At 70.2% G+C, this 19,963-nt stretch carries 19 protein-coding genes; 8 read left to right on the forward strand and 11 right to left on the reverse strand.

Features of this window, described 5'->3' with window-relative positions:
* Positions 1–14: 14 nt before the first annotated feature.
* The 8 genes from ACSQ2B_RS03360 to ACSQ2B_RS03395 all read left to right on the forward strand — a co-directional run bounded on the left by ACSQ2B_RS03360 (position 15) and on the right by ACSQ2B_RS03395 (position 8,951).
* The gene (locus ACSQ2B_RS03360) at positions 15–875 is read left to right on the forward strand and encodes an SDR family NAD(P)-dependent oxidoreductase (RefSeq protein ID WP_436047328.1); all 861 of its coding nucleotides are present in this window, start codon (positions 15–17) and stop codon (positions 873–875) included.
* A gap of 225 nt (positions 876–1,100) precedes the next feature.
* On the forward strand, positions 1,101–2,276 hold the full coding sequence (locus tag ACSQ2B_RS03365) for an LLM class flavin-dependent oxidoreductase (protein ID WP_436047329.1): 1,176 nt from the start codon (positions 1,101–1,103) through the stop codon (positions 2,274–2,276).
* 54 nt (positions 2,277–2,330) lie between these two features.
* The gene (locus ACSQ2B_RS03370) at positions 2,331–3,512 is read left to right on the forward strand and encodes a CaiB/BaiF CoA transferase family protein (RefSeq protein WP_436047330.1); all 1,182 of its coding nucleotides are present in this window, start codon (positions 2,331–2,333) and stop codon (positions 3,510–3,512) included.
* A gap of 1 nt (position 3,513) precedes the next feature.
* Positions 3,514–4,722: a CaiB/BaiF CoA transferase family protein gene (locus tag ACSQ2B_RS03375; protein ID WP_436047332.1), complete on the forward strand. Its 1,209-nt coding sequence runs from the start codon at positions 3,514–3,516 to the stop codon at positions 4,720–4,722.
* A 344-nt stretch (positions 4,723–5,066) separates the two neighbouring features.
* Complete coding sequence (locus tag ACSQ2B_RS03380) at positions 5,067–6,080, forward strand: helix-turn-helix domain-containing protein (RefSeq protein ID WP_436047333.1); 1,014 nt, start codon at positions 5,067–5,069, stop codon at positions 6,078–6,080.
* Positions 6,081–6,216: 136 nt separating this feature from the next.
* Positions 6,217–6,672 carry an FAD-binding protein gene (locus ACSQ2B_RS03385; RefSeq protein ID WP_436047335.1) on the forward strand — a complete coding sequence of 152 codons (456 nt, stop codon included), beginning with the start codon at positions 6,217–6,219 and terminating at the stop codon, positions 6,670–6,672.
* Positions 6,673–6,966: 294 nt separating this feature from the next.
* On the forward strand, positions 6,967–7,962 hold the full coding sequence (locus ACSQ2B_RS03390) for a thiamine pyrophosphate-dependent dehydrogenase E1 component subunit alpha (protein WP_436047337.1): 996 nt from the start codon (positions 6,967–6,969) through the stop codon (positions 7,960–7,962).
* Positions 7,962–8,951: an alpha-ketoacid dehydrogenase subunit beta gene (locus ACSQ2B_RS03395; RefSeq protein WP_436047339.1), complete on the forward strand. Its 990-nt coding sequence runs from the start codon at positions 7,962–7,964 to the stop codon at positions 8,949–8,951. The genes ACSQ2B_RS03390 and ACSQ2B_RS03395 overlap by 1 nt, the downstream gene beginning before the upstream one ends.
* Positions 8,952–8,957: 6 nt before the next feature.
* Here ACSQ2B_RS03395 and ACSQ2B_RS03400 read toward each other — a convergent pair whose 3' ends face one another.
* The 11 genes from ACSQ2B_RS03400 to ACSQ2B_RS03450 are packed head-to-tail and all read right to left on the reverse strand — an operon-like array spanning position 8,958 to position 19,887.
* Positions 8,958–9,491: a tyrosine phosphatase family protein gene (locus tag ACSQ2B_RS03400; protein WP_436047341.1), complete on the reverse strand. Its 534-nt coding sequence runs from the start codon at positions 9,489–9,491 to the stop codon at positions 8,958–8,960.
* Positions 9,488–10,264: an adenosylcobinamide-GDP ribazoletransferase gene (gene cobS, locus ACSQ2B_RS03405; protein ID WP_436047343.1), complete on the reverse strand. Its 777-nt coding sequence runs from the start codon at positions 10,262–10,264 to the stop codon at positions 9,488–9,490. The genes ACSQ2B_RS03400 and cobS overlap by 4 nt, the downstream gene beginning before the upstream one ends.
* Complete coding sequence (gene cobT / locus ACSQ2B_RS03410) at positions 10,261–11,310, reverse strand: nicotinate-nucleotide--dimethylbenzimidazole phosphoribosyltransferase (RefSeq protein WP_436047345.1); 1,050 nt, start codon at positions 11,308–11,310, stop codon at positions 10,261–10,263. The genes cobS and cobT overlap by 4 nt, the downstream gene beginning before the upstream one ends.
* A complete protein-coding gene (locus ACSQ2B_RS03415; protein ID WP_436047347.1) occupies positions 11,307–12,779 on the reverse strand; it encodes a cobyric acid synthase in 1,473 nt (490 codons plus the stop codon). Before ACSQ2B_RS03415 ends, cobT begins: the two co-directional genes overlap by 4 nt.
* Positions 12,767–13,729, reverse strand: a complete 963-nt coding sequence (gene cbiB, locus ACSQ2B_RS03420; RefSeq protein WP_436047349.1) for an adenosylcobinamide-phosphate synthase CbiB — start codon at positions 13,727–13,729, stop codon at positions 12,767–12,769. The genes ACSQ2B_RS03415 and cbiB overlap by 13 nt, the downstream gene beginning before the upstream one ends.
* Positions 13,719–14,513: an ABC transporter ATP-binding protein gene (locus ACSQ2B_RS03425; protein ID WP_436047351.1), complete on the reverse strand. Its 795-nt coding sequence runs from the start codon at positions 14,511–14,513 to the stop codon at positions 13,719–13,721. Before ACSQ2B_RS03425 ends, cbiB begins: the two co-directional genes overlap by 11 nt.
* Positions 14,510–15,505 (reverse strand): FecCD family ABC transporter permease, encoded by a 996-nt coding sequence (locus ACSQ2B_RS03430; protein WP_436047353.1) that lies wholly within the window; start codon positions 15,503–15,505, stop codon positions 14,510–14,512. Before ACSQ2B_RS03430 ends, ACSQ2B_RS03425 begins: the two co-directional genes overlap by 4 nt.
* Positions 15,502–16,335, reverse strand: coding sequence for an ABC transporter substrate-binding protein (locus ACSQ2B_RS03435; protein ID WP_436047354.1), 834 nt, complete (start codon positions 16,333–16,335; stop codon positions 15,502–15,504). The genes ACSQ2B_RS03430 and ACSQ2B_RS03435 overlap by 4 nt, the downstream gene beginning before the upstream one ends.
* Positions 16,335–16,955 (reverse strand): cob(I)yrinic acid a,c-diamide adenosyltransferase, encoded by a 621-nt coding sequence (gene cobO, locus ACSQ2B_RS03440; RefSeq protein ID WP_436047355.1) that lies wholly within the window; start codon positions 16,953–16,955, stop codon positions 16,335–16,337. The genes ACSQ2B_RS03435 and cobO overlap by 1 nt, the downstream gene beginning before the upstream one ends.
* Positions 16,952–17,932, reverse strand: a complete 981-nt coding sequence (locus ACSQ2B_RS03445; RefSeq protein WP_436047357.1) for an aminotransferase class I/II-fold pyridoxal phosphate-dependent enzyme — start codon at positions 17,930–17,932, stop codon at positions 16,952–16,954. Before ACSQ2B_RS03445 ends, cobO begins: the two co-directional genes overlap by 4 nt.
* Positions 17,932–19,887 (reverse strand): TonB-dependent receptor plug domain-containing protein, encoded by a 1,956-nt coding sequence (locus tag ACSQ2B_RS03450; RefSeq protein ID WP_436047359.1) that lies wholly within the window; start codon positions 19,885–19,887, stop codon positions 17,932–17,934. The genes ACSQ2B_RS03445 and ACSQ2B_RS03450 overlap by 1 nt, the downstream gene beginning before the upstream one ends.
* Positions 19,888–19,963: the final 76 nt, after the last annotated feature.

The raw sequence follows: 19,963 nt of genomic DNA on the forward strand, positions 1-19,963 counted from the left end.
TCAGAAAGTCGAGGATGGAATTGGGTCAGGATCTAGCGGGCAAGGTGGCGATCGTCACGGGCGGAGCCAGCGGCATCGGTCGCGCTGCGGCCGAGTTGTTCGTGGCCGAAGGCGCCAGGGTGGTGGTCGCCGACCTCGACGTGACCCGTGGCGAAGAGCTCGCCGCCGAGCTCGGCGAGGCGGCTGTCTTCCAGCGCGCCGACGTCGGCAAGCGCGAGGAGGTGCAGGCGCTGGTCGACACGGCGGTGTCCGGCTTCGGCGGCCTGCATGTGATGTTCAACAACGCCGGCATGCCCGGGAGGATGTTCCCGCACTTCCTCGACGACGATCTCGAGGACTACGAGCGGGTGATGCGCGTCAACCTGATGGGCGTCGTCTACGGCACCCAGTTCGCCGCCCGCCACATGGCGAAGAACGGCGGCGGTTCGATCATCAACACCGCTTCGATCGCGGGCCTGCTGCCGGGCTATACGCTGTTGCAGTACCGGTCCTCGAAGTTCGCCGTCGTCGGCTTCAGCAAGGCGGTCTCCATCGACCTAGCGGGGTACGGCGTGCGGGTGAACGTGCTCGCGCCCGGCAGCATCAAGACCCAGATGACCGACTTCGGGGAGCCGGGAATGTCGCCTGCGGATGTCGCGCTCATCCGGGCCGAGACCGACAAGGTGATGATGTCCTACCAGCCGTTGAAGCGGCAGGGCTCCACCGCCGACACCGCCCAGGCCGTGCTGTTCCTGGCGAGCGACCGCGCGGCCCAGATCACCGGCGTCGTCCTGCCGGTCGACGGCGGCATCACCGCCGGCGATCCGGTCAACCATGCCGCCGACATCGTCGCCGCCCGCGCGCGGGTGATCGAAGAGATCAAGAAGAGGGGCTGACCTGCACGGGACAGGTCAGGGGGATTGGGGCCGCTGGCGCGACGCCGGCGGCCTTCCTTTTGGCCGGTGCGCCGCGTCGTCGGACCGCCGATTCAGCAAGTGCCAACGGCCTTGCACCTCCTGTCGAGAGGCGAGGGCTCCGACGTGAAAGATGGAAGACCTGACGCACGACAGGGTCCTGCCGCCCGCCGTCGATCTCGCGGCGGCTGCTGACAAGGATTAGAGATGCCCGACATCCCCCTGCAGCACGGGGTCTTCATGGCCCCGTACCACGACGTGGACGAGAGCCCGACGATCGCGCTGCGGCGCGACCTGGAGCTGGTCGAGCACGTCGAGAAGCTGGGGTTCAAGGAAGCCTGGTTCGGCGAGCACCACTCGACCGGCTGGGAGACGATCTGCTCGCCGGAGCTGATGATCGCCGCGGCGGCGGAGAACACCCGCTCGATCCGCCTGGGCGCGGGCGTCGTCTCGCTGCCCTACCACAACCCCCTGATGGTCGCGAACCGCATCATCCAGCTCGACCACATGACCATGGGCCGGGTGATGTTCGGCGTGGGCCCGGGGCTGCTGACCACCGACGCCACCATGCTGGGCGTCGACATCAGGTCCCAACGCGACATGATGGTCGAGGCCCTGGAGGTGATCCTGCGCCTGCTGCGCGGCGACGAGGTCACGGCCAAGGGCTCCTGGTATGAGCTGAACCGCGCGCGCGTTCACCTGCGGCCCTACACCCAGCCGTATCCGGAAGTGGCCGTGGCGAGCGCCATCACGCCCTCCGGCGGCATGCTGGCGGGCCGGCTGGGCCTGGGCATGCTCTGTGTCGCTGCGACCGAGGCGCAGGGCTTCGACGTGCTGGGCGAGAACTGGCGGACAGCCAACGCGGTCGCCGCCGAACTTGGCCGCACCATGGATCCGCGCCAGCTGCGACTGGTCGCGCCGATGCATATCGCCGAGACCCGCGAGCAGGCCCGCGCCGACGTCGCCCGGGGGCTGCCGCGCTGGTGCGAATACTTCGATCGGGTCGCGCCGAAGGGCATGGGCGGCCTGCTGGACCACGGCGACCCCGTCGACCTGCTGATCAACTCGGGCCGCGCCGTAATCGGCACGCCGCAGGACGCGATCGTGATGATCGAGAAGCTGCAGGCCAAGCAGGGCGACTTCGGCGTCATGCTGTTCCAGGCGCACAATTGGGCCGAATGGGACCAGACGAAGAAGTCCTACGAGCTCTATGCTCGCTTCGTCATGCCGCACGTCTCGGGCGCCAACCGCAATCGCGCCCAGTCGTTCGACCGCCTGCGGGAGGATTTCGAAACCGTGGAGGAGGAGCGCCAGAAGGGCGTCGATCTGGCCTTCGCCAAGTGGCGGGCGCACGCCGCTCAAAGTAGATCGGGCGCGGCTTAAGCCGCCTCGTCCGCACCGGAGTTCCGCGCCGTGCGCGCAGTTTAGAGGATGGACATGAGCGCACTGCGCGGGTTCAGGATCGTCGAACTGGCCGAGGGAGTCAGCGGCGAATACTGCGGCAAGCTGCTCGCCGATTTCGGCGCCGAGATCATCAAGGTCGAGCGCCCCGGGACCGGCAGCCCGACGCGGGCGATGGCGCCGGTGGCGGGCGACGGCGAGGGCGTCGAGACCAGCGGCCTGTTCGCCTATCTGAACACCAACAAGAAGTCCGTCGCCCTGGACCTAGCCGCGGCCGCCGACCTCGATGTGATGCACCAGCTGATCGCCACGGCGGACGTGGTGATCGACGACCACGGGGAGGCCTGGATGGCCGGGCGCGGGCTCGGCGCCGAGGTGCGCGATGCGCGCTATCCCTCCGCCGTCTTCTGCTCGATCACCCCTTTCGGCGCGGACGCACCGGCTGGCTGGGAGACCGCCAAGGCGCTGAACGTCTTCCACGCCAGCGGCTGGGGCTATCACACCCCGACCGCAGCCGATCCGAAGCGGCCGCCGCTGAAGGGGGCGGGCCGGTTCACCGCCGATTACGAGGCGGCCATCGACGCGGCGCTCTGCGTTGTCTCGACCCTCTATTGGCGAAATCGTTCGGGCCTGGGCCAGTCCATCGACATCTCCCAGCGCGAGGTGCTGATCTCCCGCGCCGACGCCGTGCTCGGGCGCATGCTGGCCGGGGAGGCGGAGGCCTCCAGCGCGCGGACGGCCTACGACATGGGCGGACCCGGGGCGGCCTTCTCCTGCGCCAACGGCTTCGTCTACCTGATGATCCTGCACGGCGGGCATTGGGCGGCGATCAAGACGCTGATGGGCCAGCCTGACTGGATGAACGAATTCGCCGACAACTGGCTGGAGTACGCCTGCACCGACGAGGCGGTGGCGAAGTTCCGCGCCGGCTTCGCGGCCTGGGTGTCGCCCCACGACAAGGACCAGGTCTCGGAAGACGCGCAGAAGCTCGGCATTCCGCTGGTGCCGGTGAACGACGCCTCCGACCTGCATCGCTCGCCGCAGTTCCAGCACCGGCGGTTCTTCCAGGAGCTGGAGCATCCGGTGCTGGGTCGCGCCCTCTATCCGACCACCCCCTACAAGCTCAGCGCCTCGCCGACGAAGCTCGCGTCCGCCGCGCCGCTGCTCGGCCAGCACGCACAAGAGGTCCGTGGCGGCGCCCGCCCGGTGGGAGCGTAAGATGAAGACGCCGTCGCGTGGCGGGCCGCTGGAAGGCGTTCGCGTCCTGGAGATCACCAAGGTCTGGGCCGGCCCCTACGCCGGCAAGCTGCTGGCCTACCTGGGCGCCGAGGTGATCAAGGTCGAAAGCAACACCAACCTCGACGAGATGCGCGCCTATGGCGGCGTCGACATCGACAATGCGCCCTATTTTCTCAGCCTCAACCCGGAGATCCTGAGCGTTCAGGTGAACATGAAGTCGGAGGAGGGGATGAGATACCTCCACGAGATGATCGCCAGGAGCGACATCGTCCTCAACAACATCCGCCCGGGCGCCATGGAGCGTTCCGGCCTGGGCTACGAGGACCTGCGCAAGATTAAGCCCGACATCATCTCCGTCTCGATGAAGATGTACGGCAATGAAGGTCCGCTCGGCTATCAGACCGGCTACGCGCCCTGTTTCGCAGCCCTGGGCGGCCTCAACTACCTGATCGGCTACGAGGATGAGGCGCCGACCGGCAGCAACATCCGCTACGGCGACACCACCATGGGGGCGGCGGCTGCCTTCGCCGCCATCGCCGCCCTGATGCACCGCGAGAAGACCGGGGAGGGGCAGTTCGTCGACGTCTCCGCCGTCGAGTGCGTGTCGAGCATGGTCGGCGACAGCCTGTTCGAATACAGCCTCACCGGACAAAGCCCGCGGGCGGACGGCAATCGTCACGCCGACATGGCGCCGCACGGCTGCTACCCCTGTGCGGGCGAGGACTGGATCAGCCTCGCGGTCGCCTCGGACGACGAATGGCGGGCGCTCTGTGCGACGCTCGGCGACGCCGGTCTGGCGGGCGACGCGCGGTTCGCCGCCCTCGCGGGGCGCCAGGCCAACCTGGCCGCCCTCGACGCGCGGCTCGCCGAGCTGACCGCGCCCCAGGACGCCGCCGAGCTCGCCGAGCGGCTGCGCTCGGCGGGCGTAGGCGCCTTCAAGAGCCTGAACTCCCTGGACCTGGTCTCCGACGAGGCGCTTTGGCGGCGGGAGTTCTTCCGCCTGGTCTCCGACCACAAGAACGGCAGCCGGCCGGTGCTGGGCGCGCCCTGGCGCATGTCCCGGACGCAGGCGACGATCACCCGCGGGGCGCCGAAGCTCGGCGAGCACAACGCCTACGTCTATGGCGAAATCCTCGGCATGCCGCAGGATAAGCTCGACCAGCTGATCGCCGCCAAGGTGGTCGACTGAGCCGGCCGTATCGGCCGCGCCGTCGGGCGAGCTGCGGCCCTCGCTTCCCGACGCAGACGCTGCGGGCGATCTGCGCGAAATGTTTATGGAATTTCGCGATGGGTTTAACGGTCGACGGCCCAGTCGTGGGACATTAGGCGTGGATCAGGCCTGTTCGCTGGGCGCCTGGGCAACCGCGATGTCGTCCGCCAGGATGCGCCTAGTCGGACCGGCCCCGTGTTTGTCGTGGCTTCGACGGTCTCGCATGAGCCGCTTTTGCAACGTGACGCAAAGCAAAGCGCAAAAGCTGCAATCCGTGGATCCCGGCCCGGTGAATGCGGCTCGCGAAGGTAGGAAACGCAGGTATGCCCGAAACTCTTTTCGCATTCGACGAGCACAACTACCACGACTGCCAGAGCAGCTTCCGCGGTGAGAAGGACCAGGAATACTACCTCGGCGACTATTCCATCGAGGCCGGGTCGGTCATCGACGTCCGCGCCGAACGCAAGGCCGTCGGCCCCAATTCGATCGTGCGCCTGAAGTCGCGCAGCCGGCTCTTCTTCCGCCGCTCCTGGTCGCATATCCGCGAGGACGCCACCGACGTGACCGTCCTGTGGTTCGTCAAGCGCGGCCAGCTCTGCGTCTCCAACCAGTGCGGCAGCAAGATCGCCCACGCCGGCGACTTCGTGGTGACCCGCTCGATGACGCCCTTCTTCATCGAATGCCAGACCGACGACGACCAGGTGCACGAAGTGCTGCACATGATCATCCCCACCCATGTGCTGCGCGCCTACATCTCCGACGAAGTGGCGACCGGCTTCGCCGTCTCCGCCGAGCGGCGCGAGTTCGCCATCGCCGAGAACATCCTCACCAACCTGCTGGAGGACGACGGCGAGTTGGCGCCCGACACCGCCGAGATCCTGGTGGGGAGCGCGCTCTCGGTGATCAGCCACGCGATTCGCGACCGCAATGTCTGCGGCCGGCTGCGCCAGACCGTCTCCGACCGGCGGCTGCAGGAGGTCCTGCGCTATATCGAGGTCCACCTTTCCAACCCGAACCTGAGCACTGCCATGGTGGCCAGCGGCTGCGGGATCTCCCCGCGCTACCTGTCCTTCCTGCTCAAGCACCACGGCACCTCGTTCTCGACCCTGGTCTGGGAGCAGCGGCTGAAGAAGGCGAAGAGCTGGCTGTCGTCCTCCAGCGACGTCTCGATCAGCGAGATCGCCTATAGCGTCGGCTTCAAGAGCCCGGCCCACTTCAGCCGGATGTTCAAGCGGGTGTTCAACATGAACCCGCGGGAGTTCCGCGCCGCCAGCCCGGAGGAGACCGTTCTTCCGCCCGGGCCGCTCCTCGCGGACAACGCGAACCTGCGCCTCTAGAGCCGGCGGATTCGATCGAGGCGGCGAAGTCCCGATCAAGTTCGGCTTGCGGGCCGCTTGCCCACCCCCGAATACTGCGAGCAATTCGCAAAGTGCGACCGTAGCGCGGCTTGACCGCAGCTGGCGGCGAGGGAGGGTGTATGGGCGGCTTCGACGAGTCGACCCCGCGACGCTCCAGGCGACCATCGAGCGCTTCAATGGATTCGTCGCCAGGAACCGGGACGAAGACTTCCTGCGCGGAGATCGCGAGTATGATCGATGGCTGGGCGACCCCACCCACAAGCCGTCCGCGACCCTGGGCGCCATCTCCGAGGCGCCCTTCTACGCCATGCCGATCGTGCCGGGTGACGTCAGCACCTACGGCGGGGTGGTGACCGACGTGAACGCCCGGGTGCTGCGCGAGGACGGCTCGCCGATTCCGGGCCTCTATGCCACCGGGGTCTCCACCGCCTCGGTCATGGGCCGATCCTATCCGGGCGCGGGGTCGAGCGTCGGGCCGTCCTTTACCTGGGGGTTCGTTGCGGCCGAGCATGCGCTCGGAGCGGTCGTGACCCCGGCCGGCGTCCCGCGGGCCAAGGCGGGCGTGGCCTGATCCAAAGCCGCTTATCGCCCGGGCGTAGAGCGTCGGCGGGCGCCTTGCGCATCCGCGCCCGGCCGTCTTGATTGGACCAAGTCGGGGTTCGCGACGCCTAGCCACTTCTCGGCGACGTATCGCCGCGCTATGGGATGCTCGCCATCGGGACATCGCGCCGCAGTCCGCACGGGCTGGCGGCGTAGTTCAACACGTCGTCGGGACGCACCTTAAGGCGCGGCTCGGCGGCGCCGAAAACATGACGACCCTTTCCGAGTAGGGCGAAATTCATTCCCAGGAGGTCCGGGGGAAACAATGCAAACCGAGCGCGCAAACACAGTCACGCCCAGTCCGGAGATCCTCCTGGACATCTATCGTCGCATGCTCCGCATCGAGCGGAACGACGACGCCACCCGCCGCGTCATCATGCGCGGCCGCCTGCAGATGCCGTACTATTCGGCGCGCGGTCAGGAGGTCATCCCGTCGGCGGTGTCGGCGAACCTCAATGACGACGACACCATCTGCACCATCTACCGCGGCATCCACGACATGGTCGCCAAGGGCATGCCCTACCGCTCGATCTGGTCGGAGATCGCCGGCCGGGTCACCGGCACCTGCAAGGGCAAGGGCGGCCCGATGCACCTGACCCACCCCGAGACGGGCGTGATGGTCACCACCGGCATCGTCGGCTCCTCCATGCCGATCGCCAACGGCCTGGCCTGGGCCTACAAGCTCGACAAGAGCCGCAAGGTCGCGGTGGCCTATTTCGGCGACGGCGCGTCGAACATCGGCGCCTTCCACGAAGCGCTGAACCTGGCCTCGGTCTGGAAGCTGCCGGTTGTCTTCGTCTGTCAGAACAACCGCTTCGCCGAGCACACCCGCTACGAGAACTGCACCTCGGTGGACCAGATCTCCAAGCGCGCCATCGGCTACGGCATGCCGGGCTACACGGTCGACGGCAATGATCCGGACGCCATGTACGCCGCCGCCAACGAGGCCATCAACCGCGCTCGCGACGGCGAAGGCCCGACGCTGCTCGAGTGCATCACCTTCCGCTTCTTCGGCCACGTCTTCGGCGACGACGACAAGTACATGACCAAGGAAGAGAAGTCGGAGGCGATGGCGAAAGACCCGCTGCCGATCTTCCGCGCTCGCCTGATCAAGGATGGCATCGCCACCGAAGATCAGCTCGCCGAGATGCAGAAGTCCATCGAGGCCGAGGTCGAGGACGCGATCGAATACGCCCTCGCCCAGGACTTCCCGTCCGTCGACGAACTGCGGCGCGACGTCTTTGCTACGGAGATTGCGTAATGAGCGCGACCATCAAGATGAACGGCATCCAGGCGCTCAACGCGGCGATCGCGGAGGCCATGGAGGCGGACCCCAAGGTCATCGTGCTCGGCGAAGACGTCGCCGACCGTGAAGGCGGCGGCGTCATCGGCAACACCAAAGGCCTGTCGACCCGCTTCGGCGACGACCGGGTGAAGTCCACGCCGATCTCGGAACAGGCGATCGTCGGCGCAGCCATCGGCGCGTCCCTGGCCGGCTACAAGCCAGTCGCCGAGATCATGCTGATGAACTTCACGACCGTGGCGATGGACATGATCGTGAACCATGCGGCGAAGCTTCGCTTCATGTCCGGCGGCCAGAGCCAGGTGCCGATCACCATCTACACCCTCACCGGCGCCGGCGCGCAGACCGCGGGCCAGCACGCCGACCACTACGAGGCCTGGTTCGCCCACTGCGCCGGCATCAAGGTCGTCGCTCCGTCGAATCCGGCAGACTACAAGGGGCTGATGCTCTCCTGCATCGCCGATCCGGATCCCTGCCTGTTGATCCAGAACATGCGCACCCTGTTCGTTCCGGACGAGGTTCCGGTCGACCAGGGGCCGATCCCGATCGGCAAGGCGAAGGTCGTTCAGGAAGGCGCCGACGTGACCATCATCTCCTATTCGGGGATGGTGCTGACCTCCAAGCAGGCCCTGGCCGCCCTGGCCGAGCAGGGGATCTCCGTCGAGCTGGTGGACCTGCGCACGGTCTCGCCGTGGGACAAGGAAGCGGTGCTCGCCTCGGTTCGCAAGACCGGCCGCGCGGTGATCGTCCACGAGGCGGTTCGTCAGTTCGGCGTCGGCGCGGAAATCGCCTCGACCATTCAGGAAGAGCTGTTCGGCGAGCTGAAGGCCCCGGTCCGCCGTCTCGGCGCGCCCTACTCGCCGGTGCCCTTCTCCAAGCCGCTCGAAGACGCCTTCCTCGTCCAGCCGGACGACATCGTGAAGGCCGTCCAGTCGATCATGAACTAAGGAGCGTCAGCCCAGCTGGAGCTCAAACGGGGCGCCGAGGGAGACTTCGGCGCCCCGTCCTATTTCGGCGATGGCCGCGACCATCCGGCCGTCGCGTCCGAGCAGGGCGTCGGCGTGGGCGACGATCAGCGGATTGGGCGTCGCGCCCGGCGAGGCCGCCCGCAGCGCCCAGGCGAGCTCGACCTCGGGCTTCGAGGTAAGGGCGCAGGCGATCGCGAAGGCCGCCGCCGTCGAGCGGCTCACCCCGGCCCAGCAGTGCACCAGCATCGGCCGAGCGCCGTCTTCAGTCCGGACCCCAGTCTCGGCCCAGCGCCGCGCGAAGGCGAACAGCCGAGCCACGTCGTCCGCCGTCGGCGCCTGTAGCCCCTCGGTCGGCGCGGCGAGGTCGTGGGACGAGAGGAAGAGCCGGCGTTCGGGGGGGAAGAGGGCCGCAATCTCCGGGGCGGTGGCGGGCGGCGAAAGCCAGCTCACCAGATGCGACGGGCCGTGCGCTTCGCAGAGCGCCGGAGCCGCCTCCAGCGGGCCGACCAGCAATCTCATCGAAATCCCAGGGCGACGGCCACGGCGATCCCCAGCAGAAAGGCGGTCTCGAAGGCCTGTTCTATCGCGCCCAGCACGTCGCCGGTATAGCCGCCGATCAGGCGACGCGCCGCCAGCGCCGGCCAGAGCGCGGCGGCTGCGCCCGCCAGCGCGGCGACAGCTGCGATCCAGGGCGGCAGCAGGGCCAGGGGCGCAAGACCGATCGCGAGGGCGATCAGCGCTTCGTGGCGGCGAACGTCACGGGCCCTGACCTTCAGCTTCGAGGCGTCGGGATCGGCGGTGTAGGGCATCAGGCGCATGGCGACGACCGCGGCGGCGCGGCCGAGGCTGTGGGCGCAGACGAGGGCCGCGGTGATCATCCACGCGCCCTGCAGCTCGGCGAGGGCCGCGATGCGGATGGCGATGACGAAGCCCAGCATCAAGGCTCCGTAGGTCCCCAGCCGGCTGTCCTTCATGATCGCCAGCCGCTGCGCGGGCGTCTGGCCGCCGCCCAGGCCGTCGGTAGAATCCGCCAGCCCGTCTTCATGGAATCCACCGGTGAGCAGGACGCCGACGCCGACCGTCAGGATCGCGGGCAGGGCGCCGATCGGCCACACCTGTCGGGCGGCCAGAAAGACGCCGGCGCAAACGCCGCCCACCAAGAGGCCGATCAGCGGGAAATAGCGCGCCGAGCGGACCAGGAGGTCGTCGGACCAGACGCGCGGCGCAGGCGTCGGCAGCCGGGTGAGGAATTGCGCGGCGCAGGCCAGGCGGTCGAGCTCGCGGCCGATCATGCCGGCCCCAGGACCTCGGCCAGCGAGGCGACCTCGCGGACCATGGCGGCGGCGGCCTTCAGGATCGGCAGGGCCAGCACCGCGCCGGTCCCTTCGCCGAGCCGCAAGCCCAGGTCGAGCAGGGGCTCGGCCCCGAGGCGCTCCAGCATGATCCGGTGTCCGCGCTCGGCCGAGGCGTGCGCGAAGATGCAGGCGTCGAGCACCCGCGGCTGCAGGCGGGCCGCGACCAGCACCGCCGCCGTCGAGATGAAGCCGTCCACCACCACGGGCCGTTGCGCCGCGGCCGCGCCCAGAGCCGCGCCGGCCATGGCGGCGATCTCCAGGCCGCCGAACTGGCGCAGCACCTCGAACGGCTCTTCCGCGTCGCTGCGGGCGGCGGCGGCGGCGAGCACGCGCCGCTTGCGGGCCAGGCCCTCGGCGTCGTGGCCGGCGCCGGCGCCGATGCAGTCGTCGAGCGGCGCCGGGCCCAGCCGGTGGAGCAGCAGGCTGGCCGCGGCGGTGTTGCCGATGCCCATTTCGCCGATAGCGATCACCTCGGCGCCCGCTTCGACTGCGGCGCGCGCGACGTCGGCGCCGCAGCTGAGCGCCCGGGCGCATTCCTCGGCGCTCATCGCCGGCTCCCGCGCGGCGTTGCGCGTGCCGGCGCGGACCTTGGCGATCTGCAAGGCGAGGTGCGGGGCGAGGTCCGAAGCCACGCCGACGTCGATCACGCGCACCTCGGCGCCGGCCGCGCGGGCGAGCGCGCTGACGCTGGCCCGGCCGTCGAGGATCAGGCGGACCATGGCGGCGGTGATTTCGCGCGGATAGCTCGACACCCCGTCTTCGGTGAGGCCGTGGTCGCCGGCGAACAGCAGGACGACGGCACGGTCGGCGCGCGGGTCGGGGCGACCCTGGATCGCTCCCAGCTGGACCGCCAGCGCCTCCAGCCGTCCCAGGGCGCCGGGCGGCTTGGCCTTGCCGTCGATCAGGCGGCGCAACTCGGCGGTCACGGCGAGGTCGAGGGGCGCCGGCTCGGGCGCCGTCCAGGTCAGGGTGTCGAGCCTCATAGGGCGAAATCCTTCAGGCCCGCGATCCCGGCTAGCGATGCGATGTCCAGGTGTTCGGCGAGCTGGCCGGCGATCTCGTCCAGCGCCTGGTCGACGCGATGGCCGTGGTCGAGGCCGTCCGATCGCGCGCCGAGCCCGGCGAGGAAGGCGGAGCGGAAGGCGCCGCTGGCGAACAGGCCATGCACATAGCCGCCGAGGATGCGGCCGTCGGCGGATCCGGCGCCGTGCGCGCCTTGGCCGTCGAGCTGCAGGAAGGGCCGCGCCAGATCGGCGCCCGTGGTGACGCCGACGTGCATCTCGTAGCCCGTGAGCCGTGCGCCCTCGAGGCCGCAGCCCGTCACCGGGCGCAGGGTCTTCTCCGCGGTCAGCACCGTCTCCACCTCGAGCAGGCCGAGGCCCGGCGCTTCGCCGGGCGCGCCCTCGATCCCCTGCGGGTCGGCGATCCGCCGCCCGAGAATCTGGTAGCCGCCGCAGACGCCCAGCACCCGTCCGCCCCGGCGGACGTGGGCGAAGAGGTCGATGTCCCAGCCCTGGGCGCGCAGGAAGCCCAGGTCGGCGAGCGTCGCCTTGGAGCCCGGCAGGATCACCAGATCGGCGTCGCCCGGCAGGGCCTGGCCCGGCGGAACGAAGCTCAGCGCCACTTCGGGCTCGGCCCGCAGCGGGTCGAAGTCGTCGAAGTTGGCGATGCGCGAGAGCATGGGAACAGCGATCTTCAGCCGCCGTCCCGCCGCCGCCGGACCTTCATGCTGCAGGACGACGGCGTCCTCGGCCGGCAGGCGCGCCGCCGCCGCGAGCCAGGGAACCATGCCGAGGTCGGGCCAGCCGGTCAGGTTCGTGATGATCCTGCGGCCCTCATCGAAAAGCTTAGGATCGCCCCGGAACTTGTTGATCATAAAACCATGAATAGCCGTAGCATCATCCTTTGAAAGAACCGTCTTGGCGCCGGCCAGGGCGGCGATGACGTGACCTCGGTCGATGTCGCCGACCAGCACCACCGGAACCTGGGCGGCGAGCGCGAAGCCCATGTTGGCGATGTCGCCGGCGCGCAGATTGATCTCGGCGGGGCTGCCGGCGCCTTCCACCACCACGAGGTCGCAGTCGGCCGCGAGACGGCGATAGCTGTCCAGCACCACCTCGAGCAGCTGGCCCTTGCGCTCCTGGTAGGTTGCAGCCCGCAACGTGCCGAACATGCGCCCGCGCACCACGACCTGGGCGCCGCGGTCCGACTGCGGCTTGATCAGCACCGGGTTCATGTCGACGCTCGGTTCGGCGCGGCAGGCCAGCGCCTGCAGCGCCTGGGCCCGGCCGATTTCGCCGCCGTCCGCGGTCACGGCGGCGTTGTTCGACATGTTCTGTGGCTTGAAGGGCCGGACCTTCAGCCCGCGGTTGGCGAACAGGCGGCAGAGGCCCGCCACCAGGACGGACTTGCCGACGTCCGAGCCGCATCCCTGGAGCATCAGAGCCGCCATGCGAGGCCTTCCACGGCGACGATGATCCAGAGGATAGCGCAGGCGCGCAGATAGAGCCGCAGGCCACGATCGAGGTCGCTCGGCGCCGGCTTGCGACCATCGCCGAAGTCCGGCCGCGCGACGGGCACGCCGTCATAGGTCGCCGGCCCGCCGAGGCTGACGCCCAGCGCACCGGCCATCGCGGCCTCCGGCCAGCCGGCGTTGGGGGAGGCGTGCTTGCGGGCGTCGCGCAGCATGATCCGCAAGCCCCGCCGTCCGGCGAGCGTGACCAGCAGGCCGGCGAAGCGGGCCGGGATCAGGTTGGCCAGATCGTCGGCGCGCGCCGCCGCCCAGCCGAAGGCGCGCCACCGCGGCTCCATATGGCCGATCAAACTGTCGGCGGTGTTGAGCGCCTTGTAGGCGAAGAGGCCCGGCAGACCTGCGATGGCGAGCCAGAAGGCCGGGGCCACGACGCCGTCGTTGAAGCTCTCGGCCAGGCTTTCCAGCGCCGCGGCGGCGACTTCGCTTTCGTTCAGTCCGGCCGTGTCGCGTCCGACGATCCAGCCGACGGCCGTGCGCGCGGCCGGCAGATCGCCGGCGCTCAACGCGTCACGCACCGCTGCGACGTGGGAGTACAGGCTGCGTTGCGCGAGACCGACCGAGGCGATCAGGGCGAACAGGACGAGCCCGAAGGGCAGGGCGGCGCAGAGGCGCTGCAGACCCCAGCCGGCGACGCCTGCCGCACCGGCGACGATCGCCACGGTGAGCACGCCCAGGAGCCGCCGGATCGCCGGCGCGAGCGTCGGCCGATTCCAGGTCCGCTCCAGGCCCGAAATCGCGCCCCCGAGCCAGACCACCGGATGCGGAATCCGGCGGTGCAATGCCGCGGGGTAGCCCAGCGCCGCTTCGGCGGCGAGACCGCCGAGCGCGCCGATCGGGCCGGGCCAGCCGGCGGCGAGTTCAAGCGGCATGGCGGCCGACCAGCTCCAGGATCGGACCGTGGCGCCCGGCGACCATCCGGGCCTCGACGCCATAGGCCCGGCGGATGACCTCGGGCGTCAGGGCCTCGGCCGGCGGACCGCTGGCGATCAGCCCGCCCTCGGCCAGGACCAGCACCTCGTCGGCCAGCCTGAGCGCCATCGGCAGGTCGTGCAGGGTCAGCACCACCCCAAAGCCGCTCTCGTGGGCCAGGCGGCGAAACAGGCTGCAGGCGTCGAACTGGTGGCCGGGGTCGAGGCCGGTCAGCGGCTCGTCGGCGAGCAGCCATTCCGGTTCGCCGGCCAGGGCCCGGGCGATCAGCACCCGCGCCCGCTCGCCGCCGGACAGGCTGTCGACGCGGCGCGCGACGAGCTCGGCGACGCTGGTGGCGTCCATGGCGGCGGCGATCGCCGCGAGATCGGGCGGGGACCGGCCGCTGGAGCGGTGGGGCGTGCGGCCGAGACCGACCAGGGCGTCGACGTCGATCGGCCAGGCGATCTCCGGGGTCTGGGGTAGGAAGCCGATGCGCCGGGCGCGCGCCGCCGAGCCCATGCCGAGGATCGGCTCGACGCCCAGCCGCACGACGCCGGCGTCCGGCCGCCGCAGACCGGCCAGGCAGGCCATCAGGGTCGACTTTCCGGCGCCGTTGGGACCGATCACGCAGCTTATGCGGCCCGGCTGGAAGGCGGCGTCGAGGCCTTCGAACAGGGTGCGGCCGCCGAGCCGGACGGCGAGGCCCGATGCGGAGAGGCCGGAAGCGGAAACGACCTGGGTCATATGGCGGTCCTGCGCATGCGGATCAGGAGGGCGAGGAAGAAGGGGCCGCCCAGCACGGCCATCGCCGCGCCCAGCCGGATCTCCACCGCCGCCGGCGTCAACCGCACGAGGACGTCGGCGGCGAGCAGCAGGAGGGCGCCGCTGACGGCGCTGGGCACGATCAATGCGCCAGGCCGTCCGCCGAACCAGGGCCGCATCAGGTGCGGGGTGATCAGGCCGACGAAGCCGATGACGCCGGTCACCGCCACGCTGGCGCCGACGGCCAGCGCCACGCCGGCCGCAAGCCGCAGGCGCACGGCGCCCAGGTTCACCCCCAGCGCGCGCGCGCCGAGTTCCCCGAGGGTCAGGGCGTCCAGCGCGCGGCGGGTGGTGAGCAGCAGACCCAGGCCGGCTGCGATGAAGGGGGCGGCGAGCTTCACCTCTTCGAAACTGCGGTCGGCCACCGCGCCCATCAGCCAGCTGACGATCTCGTCCACCGCCCAAGGGGTCGGCGCGAGGTTGAGCGCCAGGGTGGTGGCGGCTGTGGCCATGGTCTGGATGACGATGCCCGCGAGCACGAAGGTGACGACGCTGGAGTTCGAACCGGCCAGGGCCAGCAGCATGAGCAGCCCCAAGGTCGCTCCGACCATGGCGCCGGCTGGCAGGAGCCACGGCGAGACGGCGGTCAGGCCGAAGTAGAGAACCAGGACGGCGCCGAGACCAGCGGTTGAGGAAATCCCCAGAACGAACGGATCTGCAAGGTGATTTCGGGTGTAGCCTTGGAGCGCCGCGCCGGAGGCGCCGAGCGCCGCGCCGACCAGCAGCGCCAGCAGGGTGCGCGGCAGACGCAGCTCGACGATCACCGTCCAGCGCGGGTCGTGGGTGGTCAGCGCACTGAGCGGGATCCAGACGCGGCCGGCGCAGAGCGAGAGGCCCACCAACAGGATCAGGACGAGGAGCAGGCCGCCGCCCAGAGCGAGCGGTGGAGGACGGCGCAGGGCCAGCGCGCTCATGTGATCTGCCTCCGCGCCGCGGCCAGCCGGCCGGCCGCCTCGACCAGGTTGGGGCCGCCGCAGTACATCAGGCGCTGGGGGAAGCCGACGACGCGGATCCGCCCTTTGAGCTGCTCCAGCGCCGGATGGCGCATCACCCGCTCGCCCCAGGTCGGCGCGCCGGGCAGGGTCTCGCCGCTCAACAGCACCTCGGCCGGATCAGCGACGACCGCGTCCAGGGCGATGTCGGTCGTGCGCGTGGCGCCGTAGTCGACGGCGGCGTTGCGGAAGCCGGTGCGGCGCAGCAGGTCGTCGATCAGGGTGTCCGGCCCGGAGGAGAAGCCATTGCGCTGGAAGACCAGGGCGCGCACCGGCCGGGCGCCGCGGGGCGGGGCGGCGGCCGCGAGCGCCGCCTCGATCCGGGCGACCTCGGCGCGGCCGCGCTCGGCCTGGCCGGCCAGATCGGCGACGCGGCGCACCTGGGCCAGGCTTTCGGCGACGCTGTCCGGAGTGGCGAACAGCTCCACGGCGACGCCCAGCCGCTTCAGCGCATTGCGGGTCGCCAGGGAGGAATGCCGGCTGGCCAGCACCAGGTCCGGCGACAGGGCGATCACCTCCTCCGCGCTCTCGTAGGTGAAGGCGAAGCGCCGCGCGGCCGCGCCGACGCTGGAGACCATCGGTTCGCGCGAATAGTGGCTGAGCGCGGCGATCTGCCGAGCCTCGGCGACGCCGACCAGGATGGCGTCGAGGCAGGGGTTCAGCGAGATGATGCGGCGTGCCGGGGCGTGCGCGGCGCCGGCAAGCCCCAGGGCCGCGACGCCTGCGACCGCCGTACGGCGGCTGGGGTTCATCAGAAGTCGATCCCCCGCTGCGCCTTGAAGCCCTGTTCGAAGGGATGCTTCACCAGCGTCATCTCGGTGACCATGTCGGCCGCCGCGATCAGCTCGGGCTTGGCGTTGCGGCCGGTGACGCAGACATGCTTCTCAGGCGGTCGGCCCTTCAGCCCTTCGACCACCTCGGCGATGTCCAGGTAGTCGTAGCGCAGGGCGACGTTCAGCTCGTCGAGCACGACGAAGTGCAGCGACGGGTCGTGCAGCATTTCGAGCGAGATTTCCCAGGCCGCCTTCGCCGCGGCGATGTCGCGGGCGCGGTCCTGGGTGTCCCAGGTGAAGCCTTCGCCCATGACCCGGTAGACCACCTGGTCGGGGAATTTGGCGAAGAATTGCCGCTCGCCGGTGATCCACTTGCCCTTGATGTACTGGACCACGCCCACGCGGTAGCCCCAGCCGAGGGCGCGGGCGACCATGCCGAAGGCGGCGCTGGACTTGCCCTTGCCGTCGCCCGTGTGGACCAGCAGCAGGCCCTCTCCCTCGCGCTTGGTGGCCATCATGGCCTCGCGCTCCGCCTTCAGCGCCTTCATCGCCTCCGTGTGCTCCGCCTCGGTAGGTTGGGCGTCGACGTCATCGGTCATGGGAGGTCTCCCGATAGGGCGGCCGCGAGGCGGGCCCAGTCTGCAGGGCGGCCGGGCAGGCCGAAGCGGAGAAGGTGCGGATCGTCGAACGGCCGGCAGAGCACGCCGGCCGCCGCCAGCCGTTGGAAGATGGTGGGGGCGTGGGCCCCGCGCGCCAGCCGGAACAGGCTGGTTCCGCCGACGACCTCCAGCCCGGCGCGACCGAGCAGTAGGTCGAGGCGTTGGGCGTCGCGGGCCAGGCGGGCGCGGGTGCGGTCCGCCCAGGCGACGTCGGCGTAGGCGGCGAGCCCCGCAGCGATCGCCTCGGCGCAGACCGGCCAGTCCCCGAGTTGGGCGCGCTGCCGGGCGATCACGCCCTCGTCGGCGATGACGAAGCCGAGCCGCAGGCCGGCCAGGCCGAAGAACTTGCCGAACGAGCGCAGTACGACCAGCCGGCCGCCGGCCTGGCCCGCGAGGCTGAGCTGCGGCGTGGTCTCGACGAAGGCCTCGTCGACGACGGTCCAGCGTTTGGCGGCCGAGTCCAGCAGGTCTGCAGCCTCGGCGACCCGGCCGTCGGGGTTGTTCGGCCGGACCACCACCCAGGCGTCGGCGGCGACGGGAGACCCGGTGATCTCCGCTCCCGCCGCACGCCAGGCCTCGGCGTGGCCGCCATAGGTGTCCGCGGCGATCGCCACACGCCCGACGCCCAGCAGGCCGGGCAGCATCCGGATCGCCGCCTCGCTGCCGGACACGGCGGCGACACGCGCGGACGGCGCGCCGAACGCCTGGGCGGCGGCGGCTTCGAGCGCGCGCAGCGCTTCCGGCTGCGGCAGGCGCGCCCGCTCGGCCAGGGTCGCCCGCGGCGCCGGATAGGGCCGCGGATTGATGCCCGTCGAGAGGTCGAGCCAGGGCTGGGGCGCCGCCGGAAAGGCCGCGCCCGCCGCGGTGAGCCGGCCGCCGTGCCGGCTGAACGTGTCCAGCGCGGCGGTCGCAGGCATCAGAACTTCGCCCGCACGCCGCCGTAGGCCGCTCGGCCCAGCTGCCCGTAGTTGCGGATCGTCTCGTAAGACTTGTCGAACAGGTTCTCGACCCGGGCGTAGACCTCGAGCCTTTCGGTGATCGGATAGGAGGCCCGCAGGTCCCAGAGGACGTAGCCCTTCAGGCGATTGAGGTTGGCGACATCGTCGTAGCGGTCGCCGGCGTAGTGGATGGCGACGGTGGTCGAAAGCTTAGTGGGCCACCGATAGGTCGCCTCGGCGTCAGCCTCCCGCGGCGGACGACGCTGCAGATGCTTGCCGAAGTTGGCGCCCGGGGTTTGGTTGCGCGCATCGGTCCAGGTGTAGTTGGCGCTGAGCGTCAGCGCCTCGGTCACGGCCGCCTGGGCGGAGAGCTCAACGCCATGGGCCTTGGTGCGGGCGGTGTTCACATAGTAACCGAACCGCGGCAGGCCGCCGGCGCCCACGCAGCGCGGGTCGGCGCTGACGAAAGGGCAGGAGAAGAAGTCGATCTGGTTCTTCGTCCGCCGGTCGAAATAGGCCGCCGACAGCACCACCCGGCTATCGAACAACCGCTGCTCCACGCCGGCGTCCCAGCTGTGCGAGGATTCTGGGGCCAGGCTCGGGTTCCCGTACTCGCTGCCCAGCTGGTAGAGGCTCGGCGCCTTGAAAGCCTGGCCCCAGCTGGCGCGCAGGATCGTCTTGCCGTCGTTGATCCGCCAGGCGGCCGAGGCCTGGCCGACCGTGTGACCGCCGAAGTCGTCGTGACGGTCATGACGCACCCCGCCGCTGACCATCAGGCCGGGGGCGAGGTCGCCGCGAAGCTGGGCGTAGATCCCGTCGATGTCGGCGCTGCGGCGGATCGAAGCCGGGTTGGGATCGAAATCGGAGGGCGAGGCGCTGCGCATCGTCGAGCGCTCGCTTTCAGCTCCGAAGACCGCCTTCCAGGTCGGGGTAAGGGCGAAGGCGCCCTGATATTCGAAGCGCCGGTTGTGGCCCGTCGCGCGGAAGGTGACGTCGGTCAACGGCTGGTCGGGGTTGAACAGCTGGCGATCGGTGTGCGTGTAGGCGACGGCGAGACGGTTGGTGAGGCGGCCGTCCAGCAGGGCGAGGTTGGCGCCCGCATAGCCGACGAGGTCCTCGGTCACGCCGTATTCGCGGGTGTCGCTGAAGGTGAAGTTGGGCGGCGGAAAGCCGTCGAATTCGTTGCGGCCGCGGGAATAGACCGTGCGCAGGTCCAGGGACAGCCGGTCAGTGACCTTGATCTCGGCCTTGGCGCTGGCGCCCACGTTGCGATAGCCGTCGGACTCCGCCCCGCCCTTGTGCTCGTCGAAGGCGGAGACGCCGGTCGTCGTCAGATAGGCCGCCGTGGCGCGCCAGGTGACCCGCTCCGACTTGCCGCCGACGCCGACCCGGCCGTAGCCCCAGTTGTTCGAGCCCCCCTCGGCGACAACGTCGCTCTCAAAGCGCGCCTTGGGCCCGGCGGTGATCAGGTTGATCACCCCGCCAATCGCCTGACTGCCCCACAGCACTGACTGCGGGCCGCGCAGGATCTCCACCCGCTCGATGTCGCCGACCAGCAGGTTGCCGAAGTTGAAGCCGGTGTCGGTGGAGGAGGGGTCGTTGAGCTTGACCCCGTCGATCAGGATCACGCTCTGGCCGGGTTCGGCGCCGCGGATATAGACCTGGGTCGTGGCGCCGACGCCGCCATTGCGGGCGAAGCTGATCCCCGGCGTGCGGCTCAGGATTTCGGTGAGCACCGGCGTCTGCTGCGCCTTGAGGTCTTCCGACGTCAGCACGGTGATCTGCTGGCCGACGCGATCGGCGCGCTCGGGCGAGCGGTTGGCCACGACGACGATCTCGTCGACGCGCGGAATCTCGATCTCGGCCGCATGGGCCATGGGCGCGGCTGCGGCGAAGACGCCGATGGCGGTGGAGATGAACAGTTTGGACTTCAAGGCGAGGACCCCCTCTGACGAAGGCCGCCTGGCGCAGTCGGGGCGCGACGCGCCCGTCCCGCGCGCACGCAGCCGG

The organism is Phenylobacterium sp. LjRoot225, assembly GCF_964252855.1.
In the GTDB taxonomy this organism is placed as follows: Bacteria; Pseudomonadota; Alphaproteobacteria; order Caulobacterales; family Caulobacteraceae; genus Phenylobacterium.